The organism is Kocuria sp. TGY1127_2 (assembly GCF_013394385.1).
Classification (GTDB): Bacteria; Actinomycetota; Actinomycetes; order Actinomycetales; family Micrococcaceae; genus Rothia.
Genome location: NZ_AP022834.1, coordinates 1,417,458 through 1,440,407, shown reverse-complemented (window position 1 = coordinate 1,440,407; position 22,950 = coordinate 1,417,458). Strand labels below are relative to the sequence as shown.

Below are 22,950 nucleotides of genomic sequence, written 5' to 3'. Positions count from 1 at the left end.
TCTATGCTCGAGCGGGCCCGCTCTCGGACCGATCGATTTCTCCAGATCGGCGAGGTCTTCGTCAAACACGGCCTGGGCTTTCTCGTCGAGGGTCTGGGCTCGCCGCTGGCTAGCTCATTGCGACGGGTGCGCCGACTGGACCCTCAGTCTCGTCACACTCAGCCCGAGCACCTTCGCATGGCCTTGGAGGAACTTGGCCCCACGTTCATCAAAGTCGGCCAGTTGATTTCGACGCGGCAGGATCTTCTGCCACCGGCCTATACCGATGAGCTCGCCAGACTTCAGGACGATTCGACTCAGGTTCCTTTTGAGCGTCTGATCGAAACGCTTGCCGGCCAGCCTGAAGAAGCGATGCTGGACCAGTTCGATTCCCTTGACGAAGAACCACTGGCCAGCGGTTCCATCGGACAGGTGCACGCCGGAGTCCTCCACGGCGAAAAAGTAGTGGTCAAATTCCGAAAGCCCGGAGTCCTCGAGGATGTCGAGCAGGATTTGGACATCATCGCCGACATCGCCGCGTTGCTGAGCCGTTATGTACCGATCGCCAAGCAGTACGACGTCGTCGAGCTCAGCCGACAGTTCGCCCGGACGCTACGCGAGGAGCTCAATTACACGGTCGAAGCTGCCCATTGTGATCGATTCGCAAGTTTTTTCGACGACGATCCCGAATTGCATATACCCAAGATCTACTGGGAAGCCACGACCTCGCGCATCCTGACCCAGGAACGTGTCGGCGGCATCAAGATCAGCGACGTCGAACGGCTTGAGGCCCAAGGGGTCGACCGGCATCGCTTGGCGGTTAACGCAACCGGGGCCATGTGCCGCATGGTCTTCGAATTCGGACTCTTCCACGCGGATCCGCATCCGGGGAATCTTTTCGTACGCCCGGACGGAACGATCAACCTCATCGACTTCGGCATGTGCGGAGAGCTCAGCGAAGAATTCCGTGACAATATGCTGCCGCTCTTCATCGGCGTCACCACCGAGAACCCACGTCAATGCAGCAGAGCCATCGTCCGCCTCACGGATTCGCATGGCCGTAGCGTCACGCCCCAAGAGCTCGAACCTGAGGTCTCACGTCTCATCCGTCAATACGCCGGCCAGAGCCTCGAGGACCTGAATATCGGCCGTGTTCTGGCCGACGTGATGGGAATGCTGCACCGCCACCAGCTGAGCCTCCCGCCCGAAGCGGCGTTGTTGATTCGGATGATCGCGACGGCCGAATCGCTGGGCGAACTGATCGACCCCGATTTTGACTTTATCGCGGTCTTGTCTCCGTATGCCTCCGCGTTCGTGACCAGCAGGATTTCCGTGGACGCGTTGGCCAAACGTCTGTCCAAGCTGACGCGCGAAGCCGTCGAATTCGGCGTCGAAGTGCCCAGCTCTTTCCGCAAGATCATGGGCGTCGTCGAAAACGGTGGTTTTGACGTGCACCTTCGGGCCGATGAGCTCGAAGAGCTCATCGATCGCGTGGAGGTGGTTGGCAATAGGCTCGTCGCCGGGGCCGTTCTCGCGGCGGTGATCAACGGTTCCGCGAAAGTTATTTCCTATCAGCCGGACCGCTTCAAGAATTGGCGGACAATGCTGATCGGCGGCAGTGCGGGCAGTGCGGGCCTCTTGGGAGGCTACCTGCTGAGCACCGTAAAACTGCGGCTCCGCAACCCCAGACGTCGCCGGAGCTTGCGGAGCCGCTAGAGATCATCCGATCAGTCGGTGTCGGCGGTCTTGACGAAGTCCTCCATCGTGCCGTTTTCCATCGCCTTGCTCAAGTTGTCGGTCGCGTTCTGATCGACGTTGACGATGGATTGGCCATCCGGTGACCAGCCTGTTCCGGAGTTCGGAAGTGTCATCATCTTCATGTTGCGGAGTCCGCTGGGCCCGATCTTCGTGGCGATCTTGGCGGCTCGAGAAGCGGTCATCGAGTCGTCGACCTGCATATATGGCGAGAATTCCTTGACGAGATCGTTGACCTTGGCGGGATTGGCCAACGTCTGCGGGTCCCCGATTTCCTTCAGGACTCCGCGCATATAGGCCCGTTGGTCCCGTACGCGTTGGTAGTCACCGTCGGTGAAGCTGTACCGCTCGCGCACGAACGTGAGGGCACGGTCGCCATTCATCTTCTGCGGCCCCTGTTCGAAGGTTTCTCCATGATCATTCGTGAATCCGACCGGCACATCGACAGTCACGCCTCCCAATGCGTTGGTGAGGTCCCTGAATCCTTCGAAGTTGATTCCGACAACGTTGTCGATGCGGGTGTTGAGAAGATTTTCAATGGTTTTGACCTCGAGCGGAATGCCACCGTCGTCCAGGGCCGCGTTGATCTTCGCCTGACCGTGTCCGGGGATATCGACCCATGTATCGCGCATGATCGATATGACGTAGGCCTGTCCCCCGTCTGCCGGGACGTGAAGGAGCATGATCGTGTCGGCACGTTCGCCGGAAACCTTGGCCTCATCGTCTTCCCCCTTTCGGGAGTCGCTTCCGAGCATCAGAACGTTGTAGGAGCCGGTTTCGGAAGGACGATCATCATCGTCGGCAGGCATGGCGTTGTTGAACTTTTGTGTTCCGGCGTCGAAATTATGCGCCAAATTGGCAAAATATGCGCCGACGGCGATCACAGCGACGAGCAATAGCGTTCCGGCGATTCCCAGGGCGATTAGCCCCTTGCGGTGCTTTTTGCGGCGACGAGGCGTAGGAGATTGTTCGTCGTTGTCCATGAGGTCGTTCGAGAGCGACATGGGGCTGACTCCGTCGGGTTGAAGGCAATCTGGCTTTCAGATTCCGTTTGATTTTACAGCGCGTATACAAAAAGGTGCCGGGAATCGAGCATGATTCCCGGCACCTCTTCGTGGAATGAGGCCTTACTTGCTGGCCTTGCCGAAGTTCTTGAAGCGAGCGTTGAAGCGCTCGACGCGACCGGCGGAGTCCATGATGCGCTGCTTGCCCGTGTAGAACGGGTGGGACTCGGAGGAGATCTCGACCTCGATCAGCGGGTACTCGTTGCCATCTTCCCAGGTCTCGGTCTTGGAGCTGGTAGCGGTCGAACGGGTCAGGAAGGTCTTGCCGGACGCGAGGTCGCGGAAAAGAACCGGGTGGTAATCCGGATGAATATCGGTCTGCATAGTGTGTGCCTCTTCTGTGGACTGGATTTTGCCAGGCCTCGGGTCTTGGGATTGTGAGATTCGTCAGGCGCTTTGGGCGCCAACGCGAACCATGTCGTCGAAGACCGACGACCCGCCTACGCTACCACGCCCCGTCATGACGAGGAAGCAAGCCGGCGCGATTCTCATGTGGCGTGCGTCTAGCGGCCTGCGGGGCTCTTCGGTAGGACCGACGCATGGTCATCACAAGGCGCAATATCGGTATTGCAATTCGCGAATTGTCGCTATGTCTACAACCTCACGTGCCTCAGACGGCCCAGTGACATTCTCGCGATTCGCGCAGGAGCTGACGGGCAACTGGTCCTTCACGTCGAAAGTATCGGCTTACCCCAGTTCAGACACAACGCGAGCGGCTGTCCCGAACTCCAAGGGCCTACGCATGGAAGCGCATCCTCACGAGAATCTGAATCTATTTCGTCGCGTAGAACGCGACCGCCGATGCCGCAGCAACGTTCAAAGAATCGACTCCGTGTCCCATGGGGATCATGACCGCCTCTCCGGCCTCCTCAATAGTCTTCCGGGCCAATCCGTCCCCTTCCGTCCCCAATATCAGGGCCAGTCTTTCCGGATTGCGGGCGGCGAGCTCATCTATGGTAGTCGAATCCTCAGTCAGGGCGAGTGCCGCTGTGGTGAACCCGTGATGATGCAAGGCACCGATATCTTCCGGCCAATTCTCCAGCCGCGCCCACGGCACCTGGAACACTGTTCCCATCGAGACTCGAATGGACCGCCGGTACAACGGGTCGGCACATCGTGGTGTGACCAGGACCGCGTCCACCCCCAGAGCGGCGGCCGATCGGAAAATGGCGCCCACGTTGGTGTGATCGACAATGTCTTCCAGGACCGCGATACGTCGTGCGTTCCTGACGACGTCTTCCAACGGTCTCGGCTCGGGCCGGCGCATGACAGCCAGCGCGCCACGGTGAAGATGAAATCCAGTCAGCTGTTCGAGGACATCGTCCTCGGCCACGTAGGCCGGCACATCAGGATGACCGCGCAACACGTCCTCGAGATCCACAGCCCACTTGTCCGATGTCAGGAATGACAGCGGCGCATGGCCGGCCTCGAGCGCCCGGCGAAGCACCTTGGATGATTCCGCGATGTACACGCCCCATTCGGACTCCCGCGACGTGCGCATCCGCACGTCCGTCAGGCCCCTGTAGAATCGAAGGTCCCGGAGCACCCGGTCTTCGGCCCGACCGTCCGAAGCGGACAGCTGTTCTCTCGTCACACGAACCACGCTTGGGATCGCGCTGACGCGTTCTCGTCGTAGAGCGAGGTCTTCGGCGGAGTATTGAGGATTCTTCATAACGTCCTGGAGATAAGGCGGCGGGTCTTCAGTCGAAGAACACCATCTTGATGATCGCGGCGAGACCCAGGATCACGATGATGGTCCGCAACGCGACGGGCTTGAGGCGACGACCAATCTTTGCCCCCGCGAAAGAGCCAATCATTGAGCTGATCGCGATAAGCAAGACGACCCACCAATCGATGCGGTCGAACGCGAAGAGCAGGTACGAGATACCGGCGATGAGATTGACGGCGGCGACCAATACGGTTTTGATCGCATTGGATCCCTGCAGTGACGCCATGAGGAATACCCCGAGGATCCCCAGGAGGAGTACACCTTGGGCAGCCACGAAGTAGCCGCCGTAGATTCCTGCGAAGAAGACCAGAGCGTAGAGAGTAAAAGGCTGGTGCTCATCGTCATGGGACGCCGTTCCGGATCGTTCCTGTCTTTTGCGGACGGCCGCTTGCAACTTCGGTTGAAAGATGACGAACAGAAGCGCCACGGCGATCAGAACAGGGCTGATGGATTCGAAGACGCTCTCCGGCAAGTGCAGCAAAAGGTACGCACCGATGATTCCGCCAACGAGGGAACACGGCAGCAGCTTCCATAGGGTCTTGCCCAGCCCGCGGAGTTCTTTGCGATATCCCCATGCCCCAGTGAAGTTCCCGGCGATCAGCCCCATGGCGTTGGAGATTGTGGCCGTAACCGGCGGAACGCCCATCGAGACCAGCACCGGGAAAGTCACTAAGGTTCCGGACCCGACGATCGTGTTGATCGCACCAGCCCACAGTCCAGCAACCAGGATGATGCATATTTCGAGCAACGTCATGAGCGAGCAGAAAAGGCCGCGTACCGCCCGTCGATGTTGGTCAGCTTCAATGGAGTCTCATACGCTGCGGATAGGTTTTCGCTGGTCAGAACCTCATCGATGGGGCCTTTGGCGACCACACGTCCGTGGTTGAGCAACAACATGTGGGTGAGCCCCTCCGGCAATTCCTCTATGTGGTGTGTCACCAGAATCGTCGTGGGAGCATCCGGGTCACGCGCCAAATCGGTGAGACGTGACACGAGATCTTCCCGACCCGCGATATCCATGCCCGCACCGGGCTCGTCGAGAATCATGAGCTCGGGGTCCGTCATGAGCGCGCGTGCCGTCAGGACGCGCTTTCGTTCCCCGTCTGAAAGGGACCCGAAAGTCCGATCGGCCAATGAGGCGACTCCCCACTGGTCCAACAATTCCGCGGCTCTCTCATGATCCATCCGGTCGTATCCCTCACGCCAGCGGCCGGTGACCCCGTACGCAGCCGTCACCACGACGTCACGCACGTTCTCTCCGTGGGGGATCTGCTGAGCGATGGCTCCGGAGGTCAAGCCGATACGGGGCCTGAGTTCGAATACGTCAACGGCTCCCAGGATTTCGTCGAGAATATCGACCATTCCCGTCGTGGGGTGGAGTCGAGCCGCACAAACGCTCATCAACGTGGACTTGCCTGCACCGTTCGGGCCGAGCACCGCCCAACGTTCGCCTTCGTTGACGGTCCATGTGATTCCATCAATCAATCGGTTACCCGCTCCGCGGACCACCGAGACGTCGACCAACTCCAAAACAGCACTCATAGTCACGACTTTAAGGCACTCAAGGGGGCTCGGGCTACCTGTGACGCTTTCACCGGCGCGTCATGGCAAGCCCTGGGATGTGCGGCGGCACCTCCATATGATGGAGACCATGAGCAAAACTCTCCGCGTCGTCGCGACCACACAGCATGTCCAGACCGATGATCACCGGTCGCTGTACGCTTTCATTGAGCGCACCGGCGCCACCATCAAGAACGCCCTTCCCCTGACATCTGCCGCGCTGTCGGAGATACCCAGGGACGGCAAGCGCCTCCCCCAGGCTGGCGGTCACATGTACACCACGGTGCTGGTCGACGTCGCGTGGAAAAATGACATCACGGAGCTGCGCAAAACTCTCAGGCCAGATTCCCTGCAGCAGGCAGTCCCCGGCTACGACATCAACGTCGTGGATCCTGCTCTGTCACGTGCCGAAAAGCTCATGCTGATCCTTGACGCGGACTCCACACTGCTCTGTCAGGAAGCCATCGACGAGTTGGCCGCCCGGGCCGGTGTCCGCCACGAGGTGGCCGAAGTCACCGAACGAGCAATGAGGGGAGAACTGGACTTCGCTCAATCCTTGGAACACCGAGTATCCACGCTGAAGGGTCAGCCAGTCTCGGTTCTGGCTGCCGTCTCTCGCTCGCTGACACTCACGCCGGGTGCCAAACAGCTCGTCGACGCTTTTCACGCGCGAGACTTCCCGGTCTGCGTCGTCTCGGGTGGGTTCATCCAGGTTTTGGAGCCTATTGCCCGCCAGCTGGACCTCGAATTCGCCCGGGCGAACCGGCTGGAGATCGAGAACGAGCAGCTCACGGGAAGCTGCCTTGGCACCGTCGTCGACGCGCACGTCAAACAGCATTCGCTCAAAGAATGGGCCAAGTCGTGCGGAGTGAAAACCAACAACGTGATTGCCGTGGGTGACGGAGCCAATGACCGTCTGATGCTCGACGCGGCCGGCCTCGGCGTTGCGTTCAACGCGAAAGAAGCTTTGCGCCAGGATGCCGACGCGCAGATCAACATCCGTCGGCTCGACGCCGTTCGTCATTTCGTGAATCTCTAGTCGGTTCGAACGTGGAACGCGAAAGGGCGGCCCCGGAATCGGTTCGATTACAAGGCCGCCCCAACGCATGGTGAGATCGTGGCTCAGTCCAAGAAGCCCTGTGCCCCACCGACGAGTTCGACGTGTCCGGTTTCGACGTCGGCCGTCACCATCTTGGCAACCTCCCGAGCGAATTCTTCGACGGAGTACAGTTTGCCCGCCTCATTGCGTCGTTCCTCGAGCGTTCCCGGGCGCGCCCGATTGAGGAGGGTCGCGGTAACGGTTCCTTCGATCATGTCCCCGGATACGACGACCAGCTCGATGCCTTTTTCCGTGAGAGCCGGAATCTCGGCCGTCAGGGCGTCTTCACCGGCGCGCTTCGAGCGAGCTACTGCTTCGTATTCGGGCATTGTCTCGACGTCCTTGATGAAGTGGGCCTGGTGGGAAGTCACGTAGACCACCCGCGATCCTGGCTTCATGGCCTCTGCTGCTGTCCGCAGAAGATCCAACTGGGCGTCCCGGTTCAGGCGTAGGGCGTAGTCCTCCCCCAGGTCAGTTTCCATCCCGCCCGACGCGTTGAGAACCAGGACATCGAGACCACCGAAGGATTCCACGGCCGTATCGACAAGATTCTGCACGTCAGCATGTTCCGTGATGTCCGCACCGACGGCGACGGCGCGCCCACCGGCTTCCTCGATCTGCTTCACTACTTTGTTGGCTCTGGGGGCCTTCTGCCGGTAATTCACGACGACGCCAGCTCCCTCGCCGGCGAGGATCTTCGCGGTGTCCGCTCCGACCCCGCGGGAGGAACCCGTTACGATAGCGGACTTGTTGTCCAACTTTCCCATGTTGTCCTTTCGTCTGAGTGCAACGTAGGCCGTTGCCAGTTCTCGTTCGTCTCGGCCACGCAGGCAGGCCGGTGTGCCTGTTGTCAGTGACCCATACCGATGCCGCCATCGACCGGGATCACTGCGCCCGTGATGTAGGCGGCTTCGTCGCTCGTGATCCAACGGACCACACGCGCAACCTCTTCGGGCTGTCCGAAACGGTGAGCAGGGATCGCGTCCAGGTACTTCGCTTGGGTCTCTTCCGGAAGCACCGCGGTCATGTCGGTGTCGATGAACCCAGGCGCCACGACGTTGGCCGTGATGTTCCGTGAGCCAAGCTCGCGGCTGAGCGAACGGGCAATACCGACCAGCCCGGCCTTGGACGCCGAGTAGTTGATCTGGCCGGGAGATCCGTAAAGACCGACCACCGAGGAGATCAGCACGACGCGGCCGAATTTCTTGCGAAGAAAGCCCTTGGCAGCGCGCTGAACGACGCGGTACGCGCCCGTAAGATTCGTGTCGATAACCTCCGTGAAATCTTCCTCCTTCATGCGAAGCAGGAGAGTGTCGCGGGTGACGCCTGCGTTGGCGACCAAGACCTCGACGGGACCGTATTGGGCCTCGATTTCCTTGAATGCCCGGTCCACGGACGCGGAATCTGTCACATCGGCCTGCACCGCGAAGAAGCCATCCGGAGCATCGCCCGACCGATAGGTGATACAGACGTTATGTCCTTGGTCACGATAGGCCTCGGCGATGCTTCGGCCGATGCCCCGGTTTCCGCCCGTCACCAAGACGGTACGAGGTTGAAAGCCTTCCTCGGAGCCGCCGGTAGTGTTCTCTGCTGTCATGGTGTCCTTCCGGAATTTGACCAGCTGAATAGCTAATGTCCGCCTAAAGTATTCAATCAGCCATCCTAGCGGAGGGGCCCTACCGGACGTCGCATGCGAAGCGCGATCGCCTGCCGGATCGCGTCAACAAAGTCTTGACCGGGGTGGAAGAATGGGTAGTCGAAAGGTCTTCGCACTACAGAATTCGAGAGGAGGGACGCACCATGGCTCGACGCGGTCAACCTCATGTCCCTCAAGAAGAAGCGGAGGACCTCCACACCATCACGGAGGCCCAAGCCCCGCACAGCGAGGGCATCGATCATCGGATGAAACGGTACGCGCTTCAGATGGGCCTGCGTATTGTCTGCCTCATCATCGCCGTGATCTTCGACGGGTGGATACGCTGGGTCGCTGTGGTCGGCGTCGCCGTACTCCCCTGGATTGCCGTGGTTTTGGCCAATGGCAACGACAGGGCGGAAGTCAAGGATGTCTCCTACGTACCGGGCGCGACTCCTAGGGAGCTAATCCCGGGCAGGGACTATGCCAAGGAACGCGAGTCCCCCTCCGGGGACGAGCCGGCCGAACCACCGCGTGAACGTCCCGCAAGCGAGGATTCCCCGATCTACGAGGACGAAGTCATCGAAGGAGAATACCGCCCCGGTCACGATTCACGGGGAAGATGACTCGTCTGCATTTTTGAGCACTCGACGACAAGGAGCCATGAGTGAACCTCGACGATCTCTTGGGTACCGCGCAAGAGCCCGAACGAGCACTGTGCTCACGCAAGGGTTGCTCGCACCCGGCCGCTTTCCGGGTCGAATGGAACAACCCCAAAATTCACACACCTGATAGGCGTAAAGTATGGCTGGCGTGCCCGGAGCACCGTGACTGGCTTGCGGATTTCCTGAAGGCTCGTGGCTTCTTGAAGGACGTCGTGCCATTCGAGGATGCCCAAGACTGACCAGGCCCCTCATATGGGCCACCGTGAGAGAGATCCTACGTGTACAAATTCCTACTGTCCGGCAAATGGATCGGTGCGTTTGCCCTGTGCATTCTGTTCTCCCTGATCTGTGTTTACCTTGCGGGCTGGCAAATGGATCGCAAGGAAGCCCTCGACTACCGCAACAGCCGGATCAGTCAGAACTACAACGCTGAGCCCGAGTCCTTTGACGAGGCGGGAAAATATTTCTCTGACTACAGTTCTGACAAACAGTGGACCCCGATTTCCATGAAGGGCACCTACCACCCCGAAGACCAGAAACTCGTCCGCAACCGGCCCCACGACGGTAGCGTAGGTTTCGAGGTGCTCGTACCATTCACCACGACCGACGGCCATACGGTACTCATCGACCGTGGCTGGGTCGGGGCCGGAGATTCGAACGCATCACCGGCTTCCGCTGTCCCGCCTCCGCCCGCGGGCGAGGTGGATGTGACGGCCCGGTTGCAGGAAGGCGAGGCAGACACGGGTAAGGACGCTCCCGAAGGCCAAATCGCCTCGATCAACCTCAAGAAATTCGGAGAACAGTTGTCCTACCCGATGGCGGAATCAGGATACGGGATCATGTCCTCGGAAGATCCAGCACCCGCTACTTCGCCGAGTCGGCTCAGCGAGCCGGAGCAGGATGCCGGCCCCAACCTTTCGTATTCGATGCAGTGGTACGCCTTCGCGATCCTGGTTTACGTGGCATATGCCTGGTGCGCACGCCAAAAGGTCAGGAACGATCGCCTCGATGCCCAGTTGGCCGCCGAACTCGACGTCTACTATGGGACGTTCTACGACGAAGAAGGCCGATACATCGGTGACGTCGACGAGTCCATCATCCTGCGCCAAATGGAGATGATGGACGACATGCCGTCGCACATGAAGGCCATTGTGCGGCCCAAGCCTCAGAAGAAGCGCAAACGCGTGACCGACGAGGAGTTGGAAGATGCCTACCTGGACGCTGCTGAGGAGCAGCGTTTCCGGAAATAGAAAGAGCCCGGAACGGTTGTTCCGCGCTCTCCTCTCTGAGCTGGTTCACATCATGCGAGCGTAATCAGGTCCTGATAGTCCTTGTTCCAATGATCTTCGATGCCGTCCGGAAGCATCAGAACCCGTTCCGGGTCCAGAGCCTCGACCGCGCCTTCATCGTGCGAGACCATGACGATCGCGCCCTCATAATTCTTGAGCGCATTGAGGATTTCCTCGCGGCTGGCTGGGTCGAGGTTGTTCGTCGGCTCGTCGAGCAAGAGAACATTCGCGCTCGAGGCGACCAGGGTAGCCAACGCCAGCCTCGTTTTTTCGCCGCCGGACAGTACGCTGGCCGGCTTGTTGACGTCGTCGCCTTGGAAAAGGAACGACCCCAGAATGGTTCTGACCTGGGTGTCCTGAAGATCCGGAGCGGCGGATCGCATGTTCTCCAGGACGGATCGATCGCCGTCGAGGGTGTCGTGCTCCTGCGCAAAATATCCCAGTTTCAGCCCGTGCCCCGGCTCGACCTGGCCCGAGTCCGAATCGGTGACCCCGGCCAGCATACGCAGCAGGGTTGTCTTGCCCGCGCCGTTGAGGCCCAGCACCACCACGCGCGAACCGCGATCGATCGCCAGATCCACGTCGGTGAAGATCTCCAGCGAGCCGTATGACTTCGAAAGCCCGCTCGCTCGCAGAGGGGTTTTGCCGCACGGTGCCGGTGCTGGGAATCGAATGGCCGCAACCTTGTCATGGGCCTGCTCGGGCTCGACTTCACGCATGAGGCGCTCGGCTCGCTTGATCATCTGCTGTGCCGCTACGGCTTTGGTCGCCTTGGCACGCATCTTGTTGGCCTGGTCCATCAAGGAGTTGGCTTTTTTCTCGGCGTTGGCCCGCTCACGCTTACGGCGGTGTTCATCCTGCTCACGCTGCTGCAGGTAGTGCTTCCAGTCCATGTTGTAGACATCGACGACGCATCGCATGGCGTCCAGGTAGAGAACCTTGTTGACCACGAGCTCCATGAGCTCGACGTCGTGGCTGATGACCAGTAGACCGCCTTGATAGCTGCGGAGGAATTCGCGGAGCCACTCGACCGAATCCGCGTCCAAGTGGTTGGTCGGCTCGTCCAGCAGCATCGTGTCAGCATCCGAGAACAGAATCCTGGCAAGCTCGACGCGGCGTCGTTGGCCACCGGAGAGCGTACGGAGAGGCTGAGCCAAAAGCCGGTCCGGCAAGTTGAGGTTGTGCGTGATGGTGGCAGCTTCCGACTCGGCAGCATAACCTCCACCAGAGATGAACTCAGCTTCCAAGCGGTCATAGGACCTCATACCCTTGGCCTGCACGGCGGGGTCTTCCGAAGCCATCTGCTCTTGCGCCTGACGCATCCGTCCGACGACGCCGGCGAGACCGCGAGCCGAGAAGATTCGGTCCTGGGCGGTCTGCTCCATGTCCTCGACCTTGGGGTCCTGAGGGAGGTATCCGATGCTCCCGCTCCGTGACACTTCCCCGCTCGCGGGCAGGTCCTGGCCCGCCAAAACCTTGGTCATGGTTGTCTTGCCTGCACCATTGCGCCCGACCAGACCAATTTTGTCGCCTTTGTTCACACGGAAATTCACCTCGTCCATGAGAAGACGGGCGCCGGCGCGCAGTTCAAGGTTGGAAACGGTAATCAATGGAGTGCAAGAGCCTTTCAAACTATTCGGCGGAGCGTGAGACCGGGTCGTTGGTTCCCGACGTGCCTGGTGCTCAATCACGCATCCTTTCCATCCTACGGGACAGCGGTGTCTGTGCAGCCACTTGGTCACCGTGAGACGGGGAACTCTCTTCCGCCCCGGACAAGTTAACCTCGCGTTGCCACCCCCTTTACGGCGCGGCAGGTTCGGAGTCATCCAAGACGCCTAGGTTCAAACTATGGCATGTGCCACGTCCGCCTAACCGATCCATCGCACACAGGAGAAAATTTGGCTCCTCAAGGCCGTAAACTACTGGCCCTTCTCGACTTCACCTCTGGTCGCTCGCACCGTACTTGCGTTTACAAGTGTGGTAATGCTTGCGCCAAACCAGTGTCCAATACCTCTAACAACGATTATTTCCGCGACGTCGTACGCCAGAAATTCGACCGTCGGTCCATGCTGAAAGGCTTCGGCGCTGCCGCGATGACGGTCGGTGGCGCCGGTCTTCTGGCTGCTTGCGGTCAAGAGCCGGCATCAGGAGCGGCCGGTGGTGGTTCCACCGAGAACTCGGCCGGGATGGGAGCGAAGACCCCGGAAGGCTTGCGTTTTGAGATGGTTGCACCCAACACAGAGGACGCCATCACGGTCCCGGAAGGATATGTGAGCGACGTCGTGATCAGATGGGGCGACCCGGTAGTCCCCGGGGCGCCCACATGGGATCTGAACCATCAATCCCCGGAGTCCGCAGCTCAACAATTCGGATTCAACTGCGATTTCGCCGAGCTTATTCCGATTGAAGGTCAGGACCATCGCTTTTTGCTGGTGAGCAATCACGAGTACACCACTCCCCAGCAGATGTTCCCCGGTTATGACGCCGAGGCCCCCACCGAAGAGCAGGTTCGAACGGAATGGGAGTCACATGGTCTGAGCATTGTCGAGGTGGCGGGCAACGACCGAGACGGCAAGCTCGAGCCGGTCATGGGTAAGTACAACCGGCGCATCACCGGGACGACCGAGTTCCGGTTAGTCGGCCCTGCGGCGGGATCGGACTTGCTCAAGACCTCGATGGACCCGACCGGTACGAGGGTCCGAGGCACTCTCAACAACTGCTCGGGCAGCGTCACCCCGTGGGGAACCGTCCTCTCGGGAGAGGAGAACGTCGACCAGTACTTTGCTGGCGGCGGCGACGTCGACGACGAGAGCGCCAAAGAACGTTACAAGCGTTACGGCATGGAAGATCCCGAAACGGCTCGCCGATGGGAGGATTTCGACGATCGATTCGACATCCGAAAAGAGCCGAATGAGCCATACCGTTTCAACTACATCATCGAAGTCGACCCTTGGGACCCCACGTCGACACCGATCAAACACACCGCCCTGGGCCGCTTCAAACACGAGGCAGCCACAATTCACGTGACCGATGACGGAACGATCGTGGCCTATTCGGGCGATGACTCCCGCTTCGAATACATTTACAAATTCGTTTCCTCCCGCCTTATCGTCCCCGGGAATTCGGATCATGCCCGGCAGGAAAACATGCGTGCCCTGGACGAGGGGACTCTGTACGCTGCGCAGTTCAGCGGAAACTCCGAGGACTTCGTAGAAGGTGAGCTTCCGGAAGACAGTGCTTACGACGGGGACGGCCAATGGCTCAAATTGGCGACTTGCACCGCCGACGGAAAAGTCGAATCGCATGTGGACGGAATGGAGGGCGAAGAAGTACTGGTCTTCACTCGCTTGGCTGCCGACCATGCGGGTGCCACTAAGATGGATCGGCCGGAGGACATTCAGCCCAGCTCCAAAACAGGCAAGGTCTACGCCGCCTTGACCAACAACTCCTACCGTGGTGCCAATCGCCCCGGCAAGGACGACGCTCCCACTGCCGAGTACGCTCCCGTCAAGGAAAACAAGAACGGCATGGTCCTGGAGGTGGACGATGACCACACGGGTGAGCAATTCTCTTGGAACCTGTTGCTGGTGTGCGGCGACCCGAATGATGCCGAAACCTATTTCGGAGGGTTCGACAAATCCAGCGTCTCGCCCATCTCCTGTCCTGACAATCTCGCCTTCGATCCGCACGGTAACTTGTGGATCTCGACAGATGGGAACGCGCTCAAATCCAATGATGGTTTGTTCGCGGTGTCCCTCGAAGGAGAAAACCGGGGGCTGACCAAACAATTCCTCACGGTCCCCGAAGGCGCCGAAACCTGCGGGCCGGTCATCCAGGACAAGCGTGTTCTGATCAACGTGCAGCATCCGGGTGAAGACGATCAAGCCACCGTCGAGTCGACGACGTCGCACTGGCCCGACGGCGGGACGTCCGTCGCGCGCCCGTCAACGGCGGTCGTGTGGAAGAAGGACTACGGCCGTATCGGAGTCTGAAGCCGGCGGGCCGCCCTGCAAGGGGTTGCACGAGGTGGGACACCTCCGCAAGCACGAGCCTGTGGAATGAACAGAAATTCCTCCTCGCCAGAGACGGTGTCGACGCGCGGTCCTCACGACGCGCATGAGGGCCGGTGCCTGCCTGAAATCAAGCTGGCACCGGCCCTGATCTTCGCCGGAGAGGAATTCTCTAGATATTGAATCCGAGGGCGCGCATCTGGTCGCGACCTTCTTCCGTGATGCGTTCGGGTCCCCACGGCGGCATCCAAACCCAGTTCACATGCCATTCGTCGACCAAGGGCTCCAAGTTCTGGGCCACTTGCTCCTCGATGACGTCCTGAAGCGGGCAGGCCGCAGTGGTCAGGGTCATGTCCATGATCAGACCACCCTGGTCATCCCAACGCGTTCCGTACAGCAGCCCGAGGTCCACGATATTGACGCCAAGCTCGGGATCGATAACGTTCGCGAGAGCGTCTTCGATTTCCTGCTCAGTGGGTTGCCCTTCCGGGGCTTCGGTTGCGGTTTCACTCATGCTTTTGCTCCCTGAAGGTAGCCGATGTAGCCCTCTTCCTCCAGTCGTTCGGCCAACTCTGGGCCGCCCTGGTCGGCGACGTGACCGTCAACGAACACATGGACGAAGTCGGGCTTGATGTAGCGCAAAATGCGGGTGTAGTGGGTAATGAGCACGACACCGAGATCGTTGGCCTCGTGGGCGCGGTTGACGCCCTCGGAGACGACCTGCAGCGCGTCGATGTCCAAGCCGGAGTCGGTCTCATCGAGGATCCCGAACTTGGGCTGGAGCAGCTCGAGCTGAAGGATCTCATGGCGCTTCTTCTCGCCGCCGGAGAAACCTTCGTTGACGTTACGCGACACGAAGTCCGGATCGATCTTGAGCTGGTTCATTGCGCCCTTGACGTCCTTGGTCCACGTGCGCAGCGCCGGAGCCTCGCCGGAGACTGCGGTCTTCGCGGAACGCAAGAAGTTGGACATCGTCACGCCGGGGATCTCAACCGGGTACTGCATGGCCAGGAACAGGCCAGCGCGCGCTCGCTCATCCACGGACATCTGGGTGACGTCCTCGCCATCGAGCAAGATCTCGCCAGAGTCGACCTTGTACTTGGGGTGCCCGGCAATCGTCGACGCCAAGGTCGACTTGCCCGAGCCGTTGGGCCCCATGATCGCGTGGATCTCGCCCGACTTGATCGTCAGGTTGACGCCTTTGAGAATCGGCTTGGTGTTTTCGTCATCGAGGATGACGGATACGTGCAGATCCTTGATCTCAAGAGTGGACATTGTTCTCCTCTGAAGGTTGTGAAGTTCTTCCGTCGCCAAACGGCATTAGTTGTTGCTGATCGCCAGCTCGTCCTCGAGGGCATCCATCAGGGAGTCCTCTAGCTCGGATACGCGGATCTGCTGAATGATTTCGTAGAGGAAGCCACGCACGACCAGACGGCGGGCCTGCTTCTCCGGAATGCCGCGAGCCATGAGGTACCAGAGGTGCTCGTCGTCGAGCTGACCAGTCGTCGAGGCGTGGCCTGCACCCTCGATGATGCCGGTTTCGATTTCGAGGTTGGGCACCGAGTCTGCCCGCGCACCGTCGGTCAGCACGAGGTTTTGATTTTTCTCGTAGCTGTCCGTTCCTTCTGCGGCCTTCTGGATGAGCACGTCTCCGACCCACACGGTATGGGCTTTCTCGCCCTGCAACGCGCCCTTGTACAGGACGTTGGAGGTATTACGTGGAGCGTTGTGATCCACGAACGAGCGATGCTCGAGGTGCTGACCCGAATCGGCGAAGTACAAGCCGAAAAGCTGCGCATTCGCCCCTTCGTCGGCAAAGCGCACATTCGAGTTGAGTCGAACGACGTCACCGCCCAACGTCACGTTGATGTGCTTGTAGTGAGCATCCTTGCCGACCTCGGCATCATGCTGTCCGACATGCAGAGTGTCGTTATTCCAGCGCTGCAACGAGATGACGGTCAGCGTGGCACCCTGGCCGACGATGACCTCGACGTTCCCGTTGTGCACGGCCGAACCGGTGTGCTCGATCACAACTGTGCTGTGCGAGTTCGCCCCGGCCTCGACAACCAGGTGGTTGTTCGAGCGCGCCGATGCGGACTGTCCCACGATCCGAACCGTTACTGGTTCTCGTCGCTCCTCGTTGTCCGGCACGCGAACGTGCAAGGCTTCAGGAGCGTTGGCGGAACCGACGACCGCCGCGCGGTCCGAAGGCCGCAGAACGGTGTCTCGCGGAGACTCTCCTTGAGCCAGTTTCCCGGCGAGCCATGATTCCGGCCCGTCGAACGAAACTTTCGCTGCCGGAGCTCCGTCGACCTCTTCGCTGGCCGCATCCTCGAACAGGCGCGCAATCTTCTTGATCGGGGTGAAACGCCATTCCTCCTCGCGCCCATTGGGCAACGAGAAATCCGCGACGTCGAAGCTCCATGGGCGCTCCGCCCGGGAATGCATGACCTGGGATCCCGTATCTCCCGCGTTCGCGGACTTCCGGGCCCGGATGGTGTCATCCGTTGCGAGGTCCGGGGAAAGCTTTTCGCCTTCCTGATCCATTCCCGGAATGGCCGGACGTGCTTCGCCGACATGAACGCCGTCGACATTCTCGGGAGCCTCGGTCTGCTCCTGTTTGATCTGATCAGTCATGTTTTAGCCTACGGATCCTTCCATCTGGAGTTCGATAAGACGGTTCAACTCGAGCGCGTACTCCATCGGCAGTTCGCGGGCAATCGGCTCGACGAAGCCACGAACGATCATGGCCATCGCCTCGTCTTCGGGCAGACCGCGCTGCTGCAAGTAGAACAGCTGCTCCTCGGACACACGAGAAACCGTCGCCTCGTGTCCCAACGTCACCTCGTCCTCGCGGATATCGATGTAGGGATACGTGTCCGATCGCGAGATCGTGTCGACGAGCAGAGCGTCACAAACCACATTGTTCTTCGAGTGCTTGGCGCCCTCTCTGACTTGGACGAGCCCTCGGTAGGCGGCACGTCCGCCGCCGCGAGCCACCGACTTGGAGACGATGGAGCTGGAGGTGTTCGGGGCGATGTGAACCATCTTCGAACCGGTGTCCTGGTGCTGGCCCTCGCCCGCGAAGGCAATCGAGAGCGTCTCGCCCTTGGCGTGCTCTCCGACCATGTAAACGGCCGGGTACTTCTGTGTGACCTTGGAACCGATGTTGCCATCGATCCATTCCATGGTCGCGCCCTCGTGTGCAATGGCGCGCTTGGTCACCAGGTTGTAGACGTTATTCGACCAGTTCTGAATGGTCGTGTAGCGAACGCGAGCGTTCTTCTTGCACACGATCTCAACAACCGCAGAGTGCAACGAATCCGACTTGTAAATCGGAGCCGTGCAACCCTCGATGTAGTGAACGTATGAGTCCTCATCGGCAATGATCAGGGTGCGCTCGAACTGACCCATGTTTTCCGTATTGATACGGAAATAGGCCTGCAACGGGATCTCGACGTGGACTCCCGGCGGAACGTAAACGAAGGAACCGCCCGACCATACGGCCGTGTTAAGGGCGGCGAACTTGTTGTCGCCCACGGGAATGACCGTACCGAAGTACTCCTCGAAGAACTCGGGGTGTTCCTTGAGTGCGGTGTCCGTGTCCATGAAGATCACGCCTTGGCGCTCAAGGTCTTCACGGATCTGGTGGTATACGACCTCGGACTCATACTGAGCCGCGACGCCGGCAACCAAGCGGTTCCGCTCGGCCTCCGGGATGCCCAGCTTCTCGTACGTGTTGCGGATGTCTTCCGGCAAGTCCTCCCAGGACTCAGCCTGACGCTCCGTCGAACGGACGAAGTATTTGATGTTGTCGAAGTCGATGCCGGTGAGGTCTGCACCCCACGTCGGCATGGGCTTGCGATCAAAGAACTTCAGGGCCTTGAGCCTGAGGTTCAGCATCCATTCCGGTTCGCTCTTCTTGTTCGAGATGTCGCGAACGACGTCCTCGTTCAGACCGCGTTTGGCAGATTGGCCGGCGTCGTCGGAGTCGTACCAACCGTATTGGTACGTTCCGATGCCTTCGAGCTCCGGGTTCCTCTCCAGAACGTCGGAAATGACATTTCCGTCGGCATTGCGCTCAACTTGTTCAGTCATTGAGACCTTTCCTTACTGAGTGTCGCTTCCCCGAGAGGCAGCGGTGGCTTGATGTGTCCCGCGAGCCAACGGGATGTGTGTGGTGCAGACGTGGGCTCCCCCGGCCATGGTGGAAAGTCTTCGGACATCGACCCCCAGAAGGGAGGCGATGACGCGAGTCTCTTCATCACAGAACTCGGGAAATTCTTGGGCAAGATCGCGCACGGGGCAATGACCCTGGCATAACTGGATGCTGGACAGCAGATGCTCAGGCAGTTCGACCGTCTTGGCCGCTTTCCCCATGGCCATCACTGAGGTGCTGGCCACGAATCCATCACGGGTCATGGCATCGCCGAGAGCCTTGGCACGATCGGAGATATCCGGACCGGCGGCATCGACGATGGGACGGTAACGCCGTTCCATCTCCTTAAACCGCTGGTGCGCGAAGTTTTCCAGGGCTTCATGCCCCAAAGCTCCGCGGATCGTTTTCAACGAATCGATCGCTATATCAAGGTAGTCGTTGCCGAGCCGGGCATGGCCCTGCGGGGCAATGACATAACGGCGGGCAGGCCTCCCGGCGCCGCCCCCTTGCTTACGAACCATGGTGATTTCGATGAGTTGGTCTTTTTCAAGTGCTTCGAGATGACGCCGGATCGCGGCAGGTGTGAGACCGAGGTTCCGACCAAGGTCTGCCGCGGACACTGGACCGTGTGCCAGCACTCCTTGGAGGACCCGATCCCGGGTCCTTTCCTCAGTCTCGGCACCTCCCTGCGGAGAGGCGCCCTGGGCTTGGGCTTTTTCCTTCACGAAATACACAACTAAATTATGTCCTAATTTATTCCGGTCCTTCTAGTAAGGGAGACCTTGCCCGAAGCGAGTAGCGGCTTGGATCACAATGCACCGGGGTGGCCGAGCCACATCGTAGACTGTGAAAGTGCCACATTTAGAAGACCACCGACGGCGATCCCCCTCCTCGGTGACCGATTCCGCCCTTCTGATCGACGATCTGCGCAAGGAATTCCCTGCACCTCGCAGGAGCCGCGTCCAGCCGTCCTCGAACCCTGTGAGTCCGACCACATTCCGGGCCGTCGATGGGATCAGTCTACGTGCGGCCCACGGCAAAGTCACGGCACTTCTGGGGGCCAACGGCGCGGGCAAGTCGACGACTCTCGCCTGCGCACAGGGGCTCCAGAAACCCACCGCCGGGTCGGTTCGTCTTCTGGGTGAAGACCCTTGGGCGGCAGGTCCGGCGCTCAGGGCCCGGGTCGGCATCATGCTTCAGGACGGTGGGCTTCCCCAGGCCATCCGGCCCATTCCGCTTCTTCGGCACGTCGCGTCGATGTACAGGTATCCTGCGGATCTGGATTCCTTGGTATCCCGGTTGGGAATCGACTCGTTCAACCGAACCAATATTCGCCGTCTCTCCGGCGGGCAGAAACAACGTGTCGCATTGGCCGCGGCCCTGGTGGGCAACCCCGAGGTCCTCTTCCTTGACGAGCCCTCCGCCGGCTTGGATCCTCAATCCCGGCGCGTCGTCTTCGATCTCGTCCGGGAAGTCAAAGAGGCTGGGACCTGCATCGTACTGACCACCCACCTCATGGACGATGCCCAGCGACTCGCTGACTACGTATACATCGTCGATGAAGGCCGCAACGTCATCGAGGGGCAAGTCGACGAATTGCTCTACAGCAGTCAGGACCGTCAGACGCTGCGGTTCTCGATCTCGCGTCCCGGACTTGAACTGTGCGACCTATTCCCCGAGTCCCTCTCGGGAGGTCTCACGGTCAAGGAAGAGCATGCGGGTTCGTATGAAATCTCGGGCGCAATTCGTCCCCAGCACCTGGCACACCTCGCAGATACGTGGGCAACGGACGGGGAGCTGCCCACGAGCCTCGAGCTCAAGCCCCGCAGCCTGGAAGACCTGTTCCTAGATATTTCCGGGAGGACCCTCCGATGAGCCAAGATGCCACCATGGCGGACTCGCAGAGCACCGCATGGAATGCCCCAGAATCCTCACCACGCCAGCCTGCATCGTCCTGGAGCAGGATCCTCGCGCAGGGTCGGTACGAGACCATCTCGATGCTCAAGAACGGCGAACAGCTCATGCTCCTGATCCTGTTCCCCCTCATGGCCCTCTTCGGACTGGCGTTCACCGGATTCCTGGATACCTGGGCCGAGCATTTCGGCGGCTCCCGGGTGGACGTCGCAATGCCCGGCGTGCTCGCGTTGTGTGCGATGTCGACGGCGCTCTCAGGTCAGGGAATCGCTACGGGATTCGACCGACGCTATGGTGTGCTCCGATTCCTCTCGACGACGCCGCTCGGTCGCGGCGGACTCATCGCGGGAAAAGGAGTTGCCGTTCTTTCGGTCGTGGTCATTCAGTACGTCGTGATGGGCGTCGTCGGTTTCGCCCTCGGTTGGAACCCCAGCGTTCTGGGCTTCCTCTTGTCTCTTCCTACCCTGGTTGTAGGCGCCGCCGCTTTCACGGCCATCGGCCTTCTAGTAGCCGGCGTGGTCCGAGCCGAGGCGACACTCGCCGTGGTAAACACAGTCTGGGTGGTTTTGGCCACCGTGGGTGGTTCTTTGATCCCCGCGCATCAATTCCCCGGCGCCGCTTCATGGCTCATCGAGTTGCTTCCTTCTGGTGCATTGGGCGCCGCGCTTCGCTCTGACATGCTCAACCATCAATTTGCTTGGTGGCCGCATTTGGTTCTGGTGATGTGGATTCTCGTCGCTGGCCTCGCCGCCAAGCGGTGGTTCAAGTGGTCATGACCACGGTCGGCGCGTTCGCATCCGGAGGGGCGGAAAGCGAATAATGAGAAGGGCATTGCATATCCGAAACCATCGCCAGCTATTTGAGGTTCAACCATGACCACGAGATCCCTCCCGACCCGAGGTTCTTTCATTGACCGTTTCATTCCCCTGAATGTCAACGCCTGGGTACGACTTCTGGGAATCGCATCGATTTTGGTGAACTTCTTGCTCGTGCTGACGGGTGGCCTGGTGCGCCTGACCGGCTCTGGCTTGGGATGCCCTACGTGGCCTCGTTGCACGTCGGAGACCTGGACGAACGTCCCCGCCATGGGGATTCATGGATTCATCGAATTCGGCAACCGGACGCTCACCGGCGCGGTCGGCATCGTGGCCCTATTGACGTTCATTTCAGTGTGGCGACTGCGTGGGCGCTACACGGACCTGTTCTACATTGCCCTAGCCCTTGGCCTCGGAGTCATCGTCCAGGCGATTGTCGGCGGAGTCTCCGTTTGGCTGCGACTCAATCCTTGGATGGTTGGTGTGCACTTCATGCTCTCCGGTGTCATGGTCGCCATGGCCGCGATCTTCTACGCCCGCGTCCGTCGGTATTCAATGCGTCGCGTGATCGAGACCGAACGTTTGAGTGACCGTCCGGGCCCGGACAATCTCCAGAGGTTCCTTGGCGTTGTGATCGCTGTCGTCACCACCATCGCCGTCTACATGGGAACCTTGGTCACCGGTACCGGCCCCCACTCCGGTGACACCGACAGTGCCCGCCATGCATTCAATCCGGAGGTGGTCACCCGATTCCACACCATTCCGGTCTGGATACTATTGCTGCTCATCGTCGCTATCCTGGTCCTTGCGAAGCGCAAGAATTGGGCCCCTGCCGTATCCAAGAGCGCTTGGACCATCGTCATCGTCATGCTTTTCCAGGGCGCGATCGGCTACACACAGTACTTCACGGGCTCGCCAGGGGTATTGGTGTGGTTCCATCTGATCGGTGCCGGACTGCTGATCTGGTCCGTTACCTGCTTGTTCGAGCGCATGGTTGTGCTAGGGACTCCAACGCTCAGGAACCTCGCGGAAAGCCGCGTGGAGATCGCAGAGGCCAACGGCATCGTCTAGGAGCCGAGCACCATTCCACCACCACAGGGCCCGCATGCGCCTCAGGGAGACCTGAGGCGCATGCGGGCCCTGGTCCGCTCCGTGGGCGCCGAACGGGCCCTGGTGATCTCCACATATGGAGCGCGGTCCACAATGAAGAAGCCGCACCGCTTAATACGCAGCGATGCGGCTTCTCGATCCAACTGAGGCGTTGTTTCCTCGCGCAATG

General features: G+C 60.0%; 22 protein-coding genes. 9 read left to right on the top strand and 13 right to left on the bottom strand.

The annotated features are described in order from the left end of the window. The first annotated feature begins 3 nt into the window (after positions 1–3). Entirely contained in the window at positions 4–1,695 is a 1,692-nt protein-coding gene (locus sake_RS06540) for an AarF/ABC1/UbiB kinase family protein (protein WP_178945648.1), read from the top strand. A gap of 11 nt (positions 1,696–1,706) precedes the next feature. On the opposite strand, the gene sake_RS06535 is transcribed toward sake_RS06540, so the two are convergent. From sake_RS06535 to sake_RS06515, 5 genes are all read right to left on the bottom strand, one after another. Then, positions 1,707–2,738, bottom strand: coding sequence for an LCP family protein (locus sake_RS06535; RefSeq protein WP_129359672.1), 1,032 nt, complete (start codon positions 2,736–2,738; stop codon positions 1,707–1,709). 123 nt (positions 2,739–2,861) lie between these two features. Then, on the bottom strand, positions 2,862–3,122 hold the full coding sequence (locus sake_RS06530) for a type B 50S ribosomal protein L31 (protein ID WP_129359673.1): 261 nt from the start codon (positions 3,120–3,122) through the stop codon (positions 2,862–2,864). A gap of 448 nt (positions 3,123–3,570) precedes the next feature. Beyond that, complete coding sequence (locus sake_RS06525; protein WP_178945647.1) at positions 3,571–4,470, bottom strand: RNA methyltransferase; 900 nt, start codon at positions 4,468–4,470, stop codon at positions 3,571–3,573. A 28-nt stretch (positions 4,471–4,498) separates the two neighbouring features. Further along, positions 4,499–5,281 (bottom strand): sulfite exporter TauE/SafE family protein, encoded by a 783-nt coding sequence (locus tag sake_RS06520; protein ID WP_129359675.1) that lies wholly within the window; start codon positions 5,279–5,281, stop codon positions 4,499–4,501. Further along, the gene (locus tag sake_RS06515) at positions 5,278–6,069 is read right to left on the bottom strand and encodes an ABC transporter ATP-binding protein (RefSeq protein WP_129359676.1); all 792 of its coding nucleotides are present in this window, start codon (positions 6,067–6,069) and stop codon (positions 5,278–5,280) included. The genes sake_RS06520 and sake_RS06515 overlap by 4 nt, the downstream gene beginning before the upstream one ends. A gap of 109 nt (positions 6,070–6,178) precedes the next feature. Here sake_RS06515 and serB point away from each other — a divergent pair, with 109 nt between their 5' ends. Beyond that, positions 6,179–7,126: a phosphoserine phosphatase SerB gene (serB, locus tag sake_RS06510; RefSeq protein ID WP_165000966.1), complete on the top strand. Its 948-nt coding sequence runs from the start codon at positions 6,179–6,181 to the stop codon at positions 7,124–7,126. Positions 7,127–7,209: 83 nt separating this feature from the next. Here serB and sake_RS06505 read toward each other — a convergent pair whose 3' ends face one another. Together sake_RS06505 and sake_RS06500 are read right to left on the bottom strand one after the other, a co-directional pair. Beyond that, positions 7,210–7,953: an SDR family oxidoreductase gene (locus sake_RS06505; protein ID WP_129359678.1), complete on the bottom strand. Its 744-nt coding sequence runs from the start codon at positions 7,951–7,953 to the stop codon at positions 7,210–7,212. Positions 7,954–8,036: 83 nt separating this feature from the next. Beyond that, entirely contained in the window at positions 8,037–8,783 is a 747-nt protein-coding gene (locus sake_RS06500; protein WP_129359679.1) for a beta-ketoacyl-ACP reductase, read from the bottom strand. A 203-nt stretch (positions 8,784–8,986) separates the two neighbouring features. Between sake_RS06500 and sake_RS06495 the strand changes: the two genes are divergently transcribed. From sake_RS06495 to sake_RS06485, 3 genes are read left to right on the top strand one after another with little or no spacing between them, the layout of a single operon-like run. Continuing rightward, complete coding sequence (locus sake_RS06495) at positions 8,987–9,445, top strand: DUF3099 domain-containing protein (RefSeq protein ID WP_129359680.1); 459 nt, start codon at positions 8,987–8,989, stop codon at positions 9,443–9,445. A 41-nt stretch (positions 9,446–9,486) separates the two neighbouring features. Further along, complete coding sequence (locus sake_RS06490; protein WP_129359681.1) at positions 9,487–9,723, top strand: hypothetical protein; 237 nt, start codon at positions 9,487–9,489, stop codon at positions 9,721–9,723. Between the two features lie 39 nt (positions 9,724–9,762). After that, positions 9,763–10,734 carry an SURF1 family protein gene (locus tag sake_RS06485; protein ID WP_238147606.1) on the top strand — a complete coding sequence of 324 codons (972 nt, stop codon included), beginning with the start codon at positions 9,763–9,765 and terminating at the stop codon, positions 10,732–10,734. Positions 10,735–10,784: 50 nt separating this feature from the next. On the opposite strand, the gene abc-f is transcribed toward sake_RS06485, so the two are convergent. After that, positions 10,785–12,383 carry a ribosomal protection-like ABC-F family protein gene (gene abc-f / locus sake_RS06480; protein ID WP_129359682.1) on the bottom strand — a complete coding sequence of 533 codons (1,599 nt, stop codon included), beginning with the start codon at positions 12,381–12,383 and terminating at the stop codon, positions 10,785–10,787. Between the two features lie 390 nt (positions 12,384–12,773). On the opposite strand from abc-f, the gene sake_RS06475 reads away from it, so the two are divergent. After that, complete coding sequence (locus sake_RS06475) at positions 12,774–14,765, top strand: PhoX family phosphatase (RefSeq protein WP_243155747.1); 1,992 nt, start codon at positions 12,774–12,776, stop codon at positions 14,763–14,765. 190 nt (positions 14,766–14,955) lie between these two features. Here sake_RS06475 and sake_RS06470 read toward each other — a convergent pair whose 3' ends face one another. From sake_RS06470 to sake_RS06450, 5 genes are all read right to left on the bottom strand, one after another. Beyond that, positions 14,956–15,297 carry a metal-sulfur cluster assembly factor gene (locus sake_RS06470; protein ID WP_129359684.1) on the bottom strand — a complete coding sequence of 114 codons (342 nt, stop codon included), beginning with the start codon at positions 15,295–15,297 and terminating at the stop codon, positions 14,956–14,958. After that, positions 15,294–16,058 (bottom strand): Fe-S cluster assembly ATPase SufC, encoded by a 765-nt coding sequence (sufC, locus tag sake_RS06465; protein WP_129359685.1) that lies wholly within the window; start codon positions 16,056–16,058, stop codon positions 15,294–15,296. Before sufC ends, sake_RS06470 begins: the two co-directional genes overlap by 4 nt. Positions 16,059–16,103: 45 nt before the next feature. Beyond that, positions 16,104–17,330 (bottom strand): Fe-S cluster assembly protein SufD, encoded by a 1,227-nt coding sequence (gene sufD / locus sake_RS06460; protein WP_129360132.1) that lies wholly within the window; start codon positions 17,328–17,330, stop codon positions 16,104–16,106. Positions 17,331–17,423: 93 nt separating this feature from the next. Continuing rightward, positions 17,424–18,881, bottom strand: a complete 1,458-nt coding sequence (sufB, locus tag sake_RS06455; RefSeq protein ID WP_129359686.1) for a Fe-S cluster assembly protein SufB — start codon at positions 18,879–18,881, stop codon at positions 17,424–17,426. Positions 18,882–18,893: 12 nt separating this feature from the next. Continuing rightward, positions 18,894–19,676, bottom strand: a complete 783-nt coding sequence (locus tag sake_RS06450; RefSeq protein WP_178945645.1) for a metalloregulator ArsR/SmtB family transcription factor — start codon at positions 19,674–19,676, stop codon at positions 18,894–18,896. 247 nt (positions 19,677–19,923) lie between these two features. Between sake_RS06450 and sake_RS06445 the strand changes: the two genes are divergently transcribed. The 3 genes from sake_RS06445 (at position 19,924) to sake_RS06435 (ending at position 22,742) form a co-directional block, all read left to right on the top strand. Continuing rightward, positions 19,924–20,817 carry an ABC transporter ATP-binding protein gene (locus sake_RS06445; protein ID WP_238147648.1) on the top strand — a complete coding sequence of 298 codons (894 nt, stop codon included), beginning with the start codon at positions 19,924–19,926 and terminating at the stop codon, positions 20,815–20,817. Then, positions 20,814–21,632, top strand: coding sequence for an ABC transporter permease (locus sake_RS06440; protein ID WP_178945644.1), 819 nt, complete (start codon positions 20,814–20,816; stop codon positions 21,630–21,632). Before sake_RS06445 ends, sake_RS06440 begins: the two co-directional genes overlap by 4 nt. A 96-nt stretch (positions 21,633–21,728) precedes the next feature. Further along, the gene (locus sake_RS06435; protein ID WP_178945643.1) at positions 21,729–22,742 is read left to right on the top strand and encodes a heme A synthase; all 1,014 of its coding nucleotides are present in this window, start codon (positions 21,729–21,731) and stop codon (positions 22,740–22,742) included. The last annotated feature ends 208 nt before the right edge of the window (positions 22,743–22,950 follow it).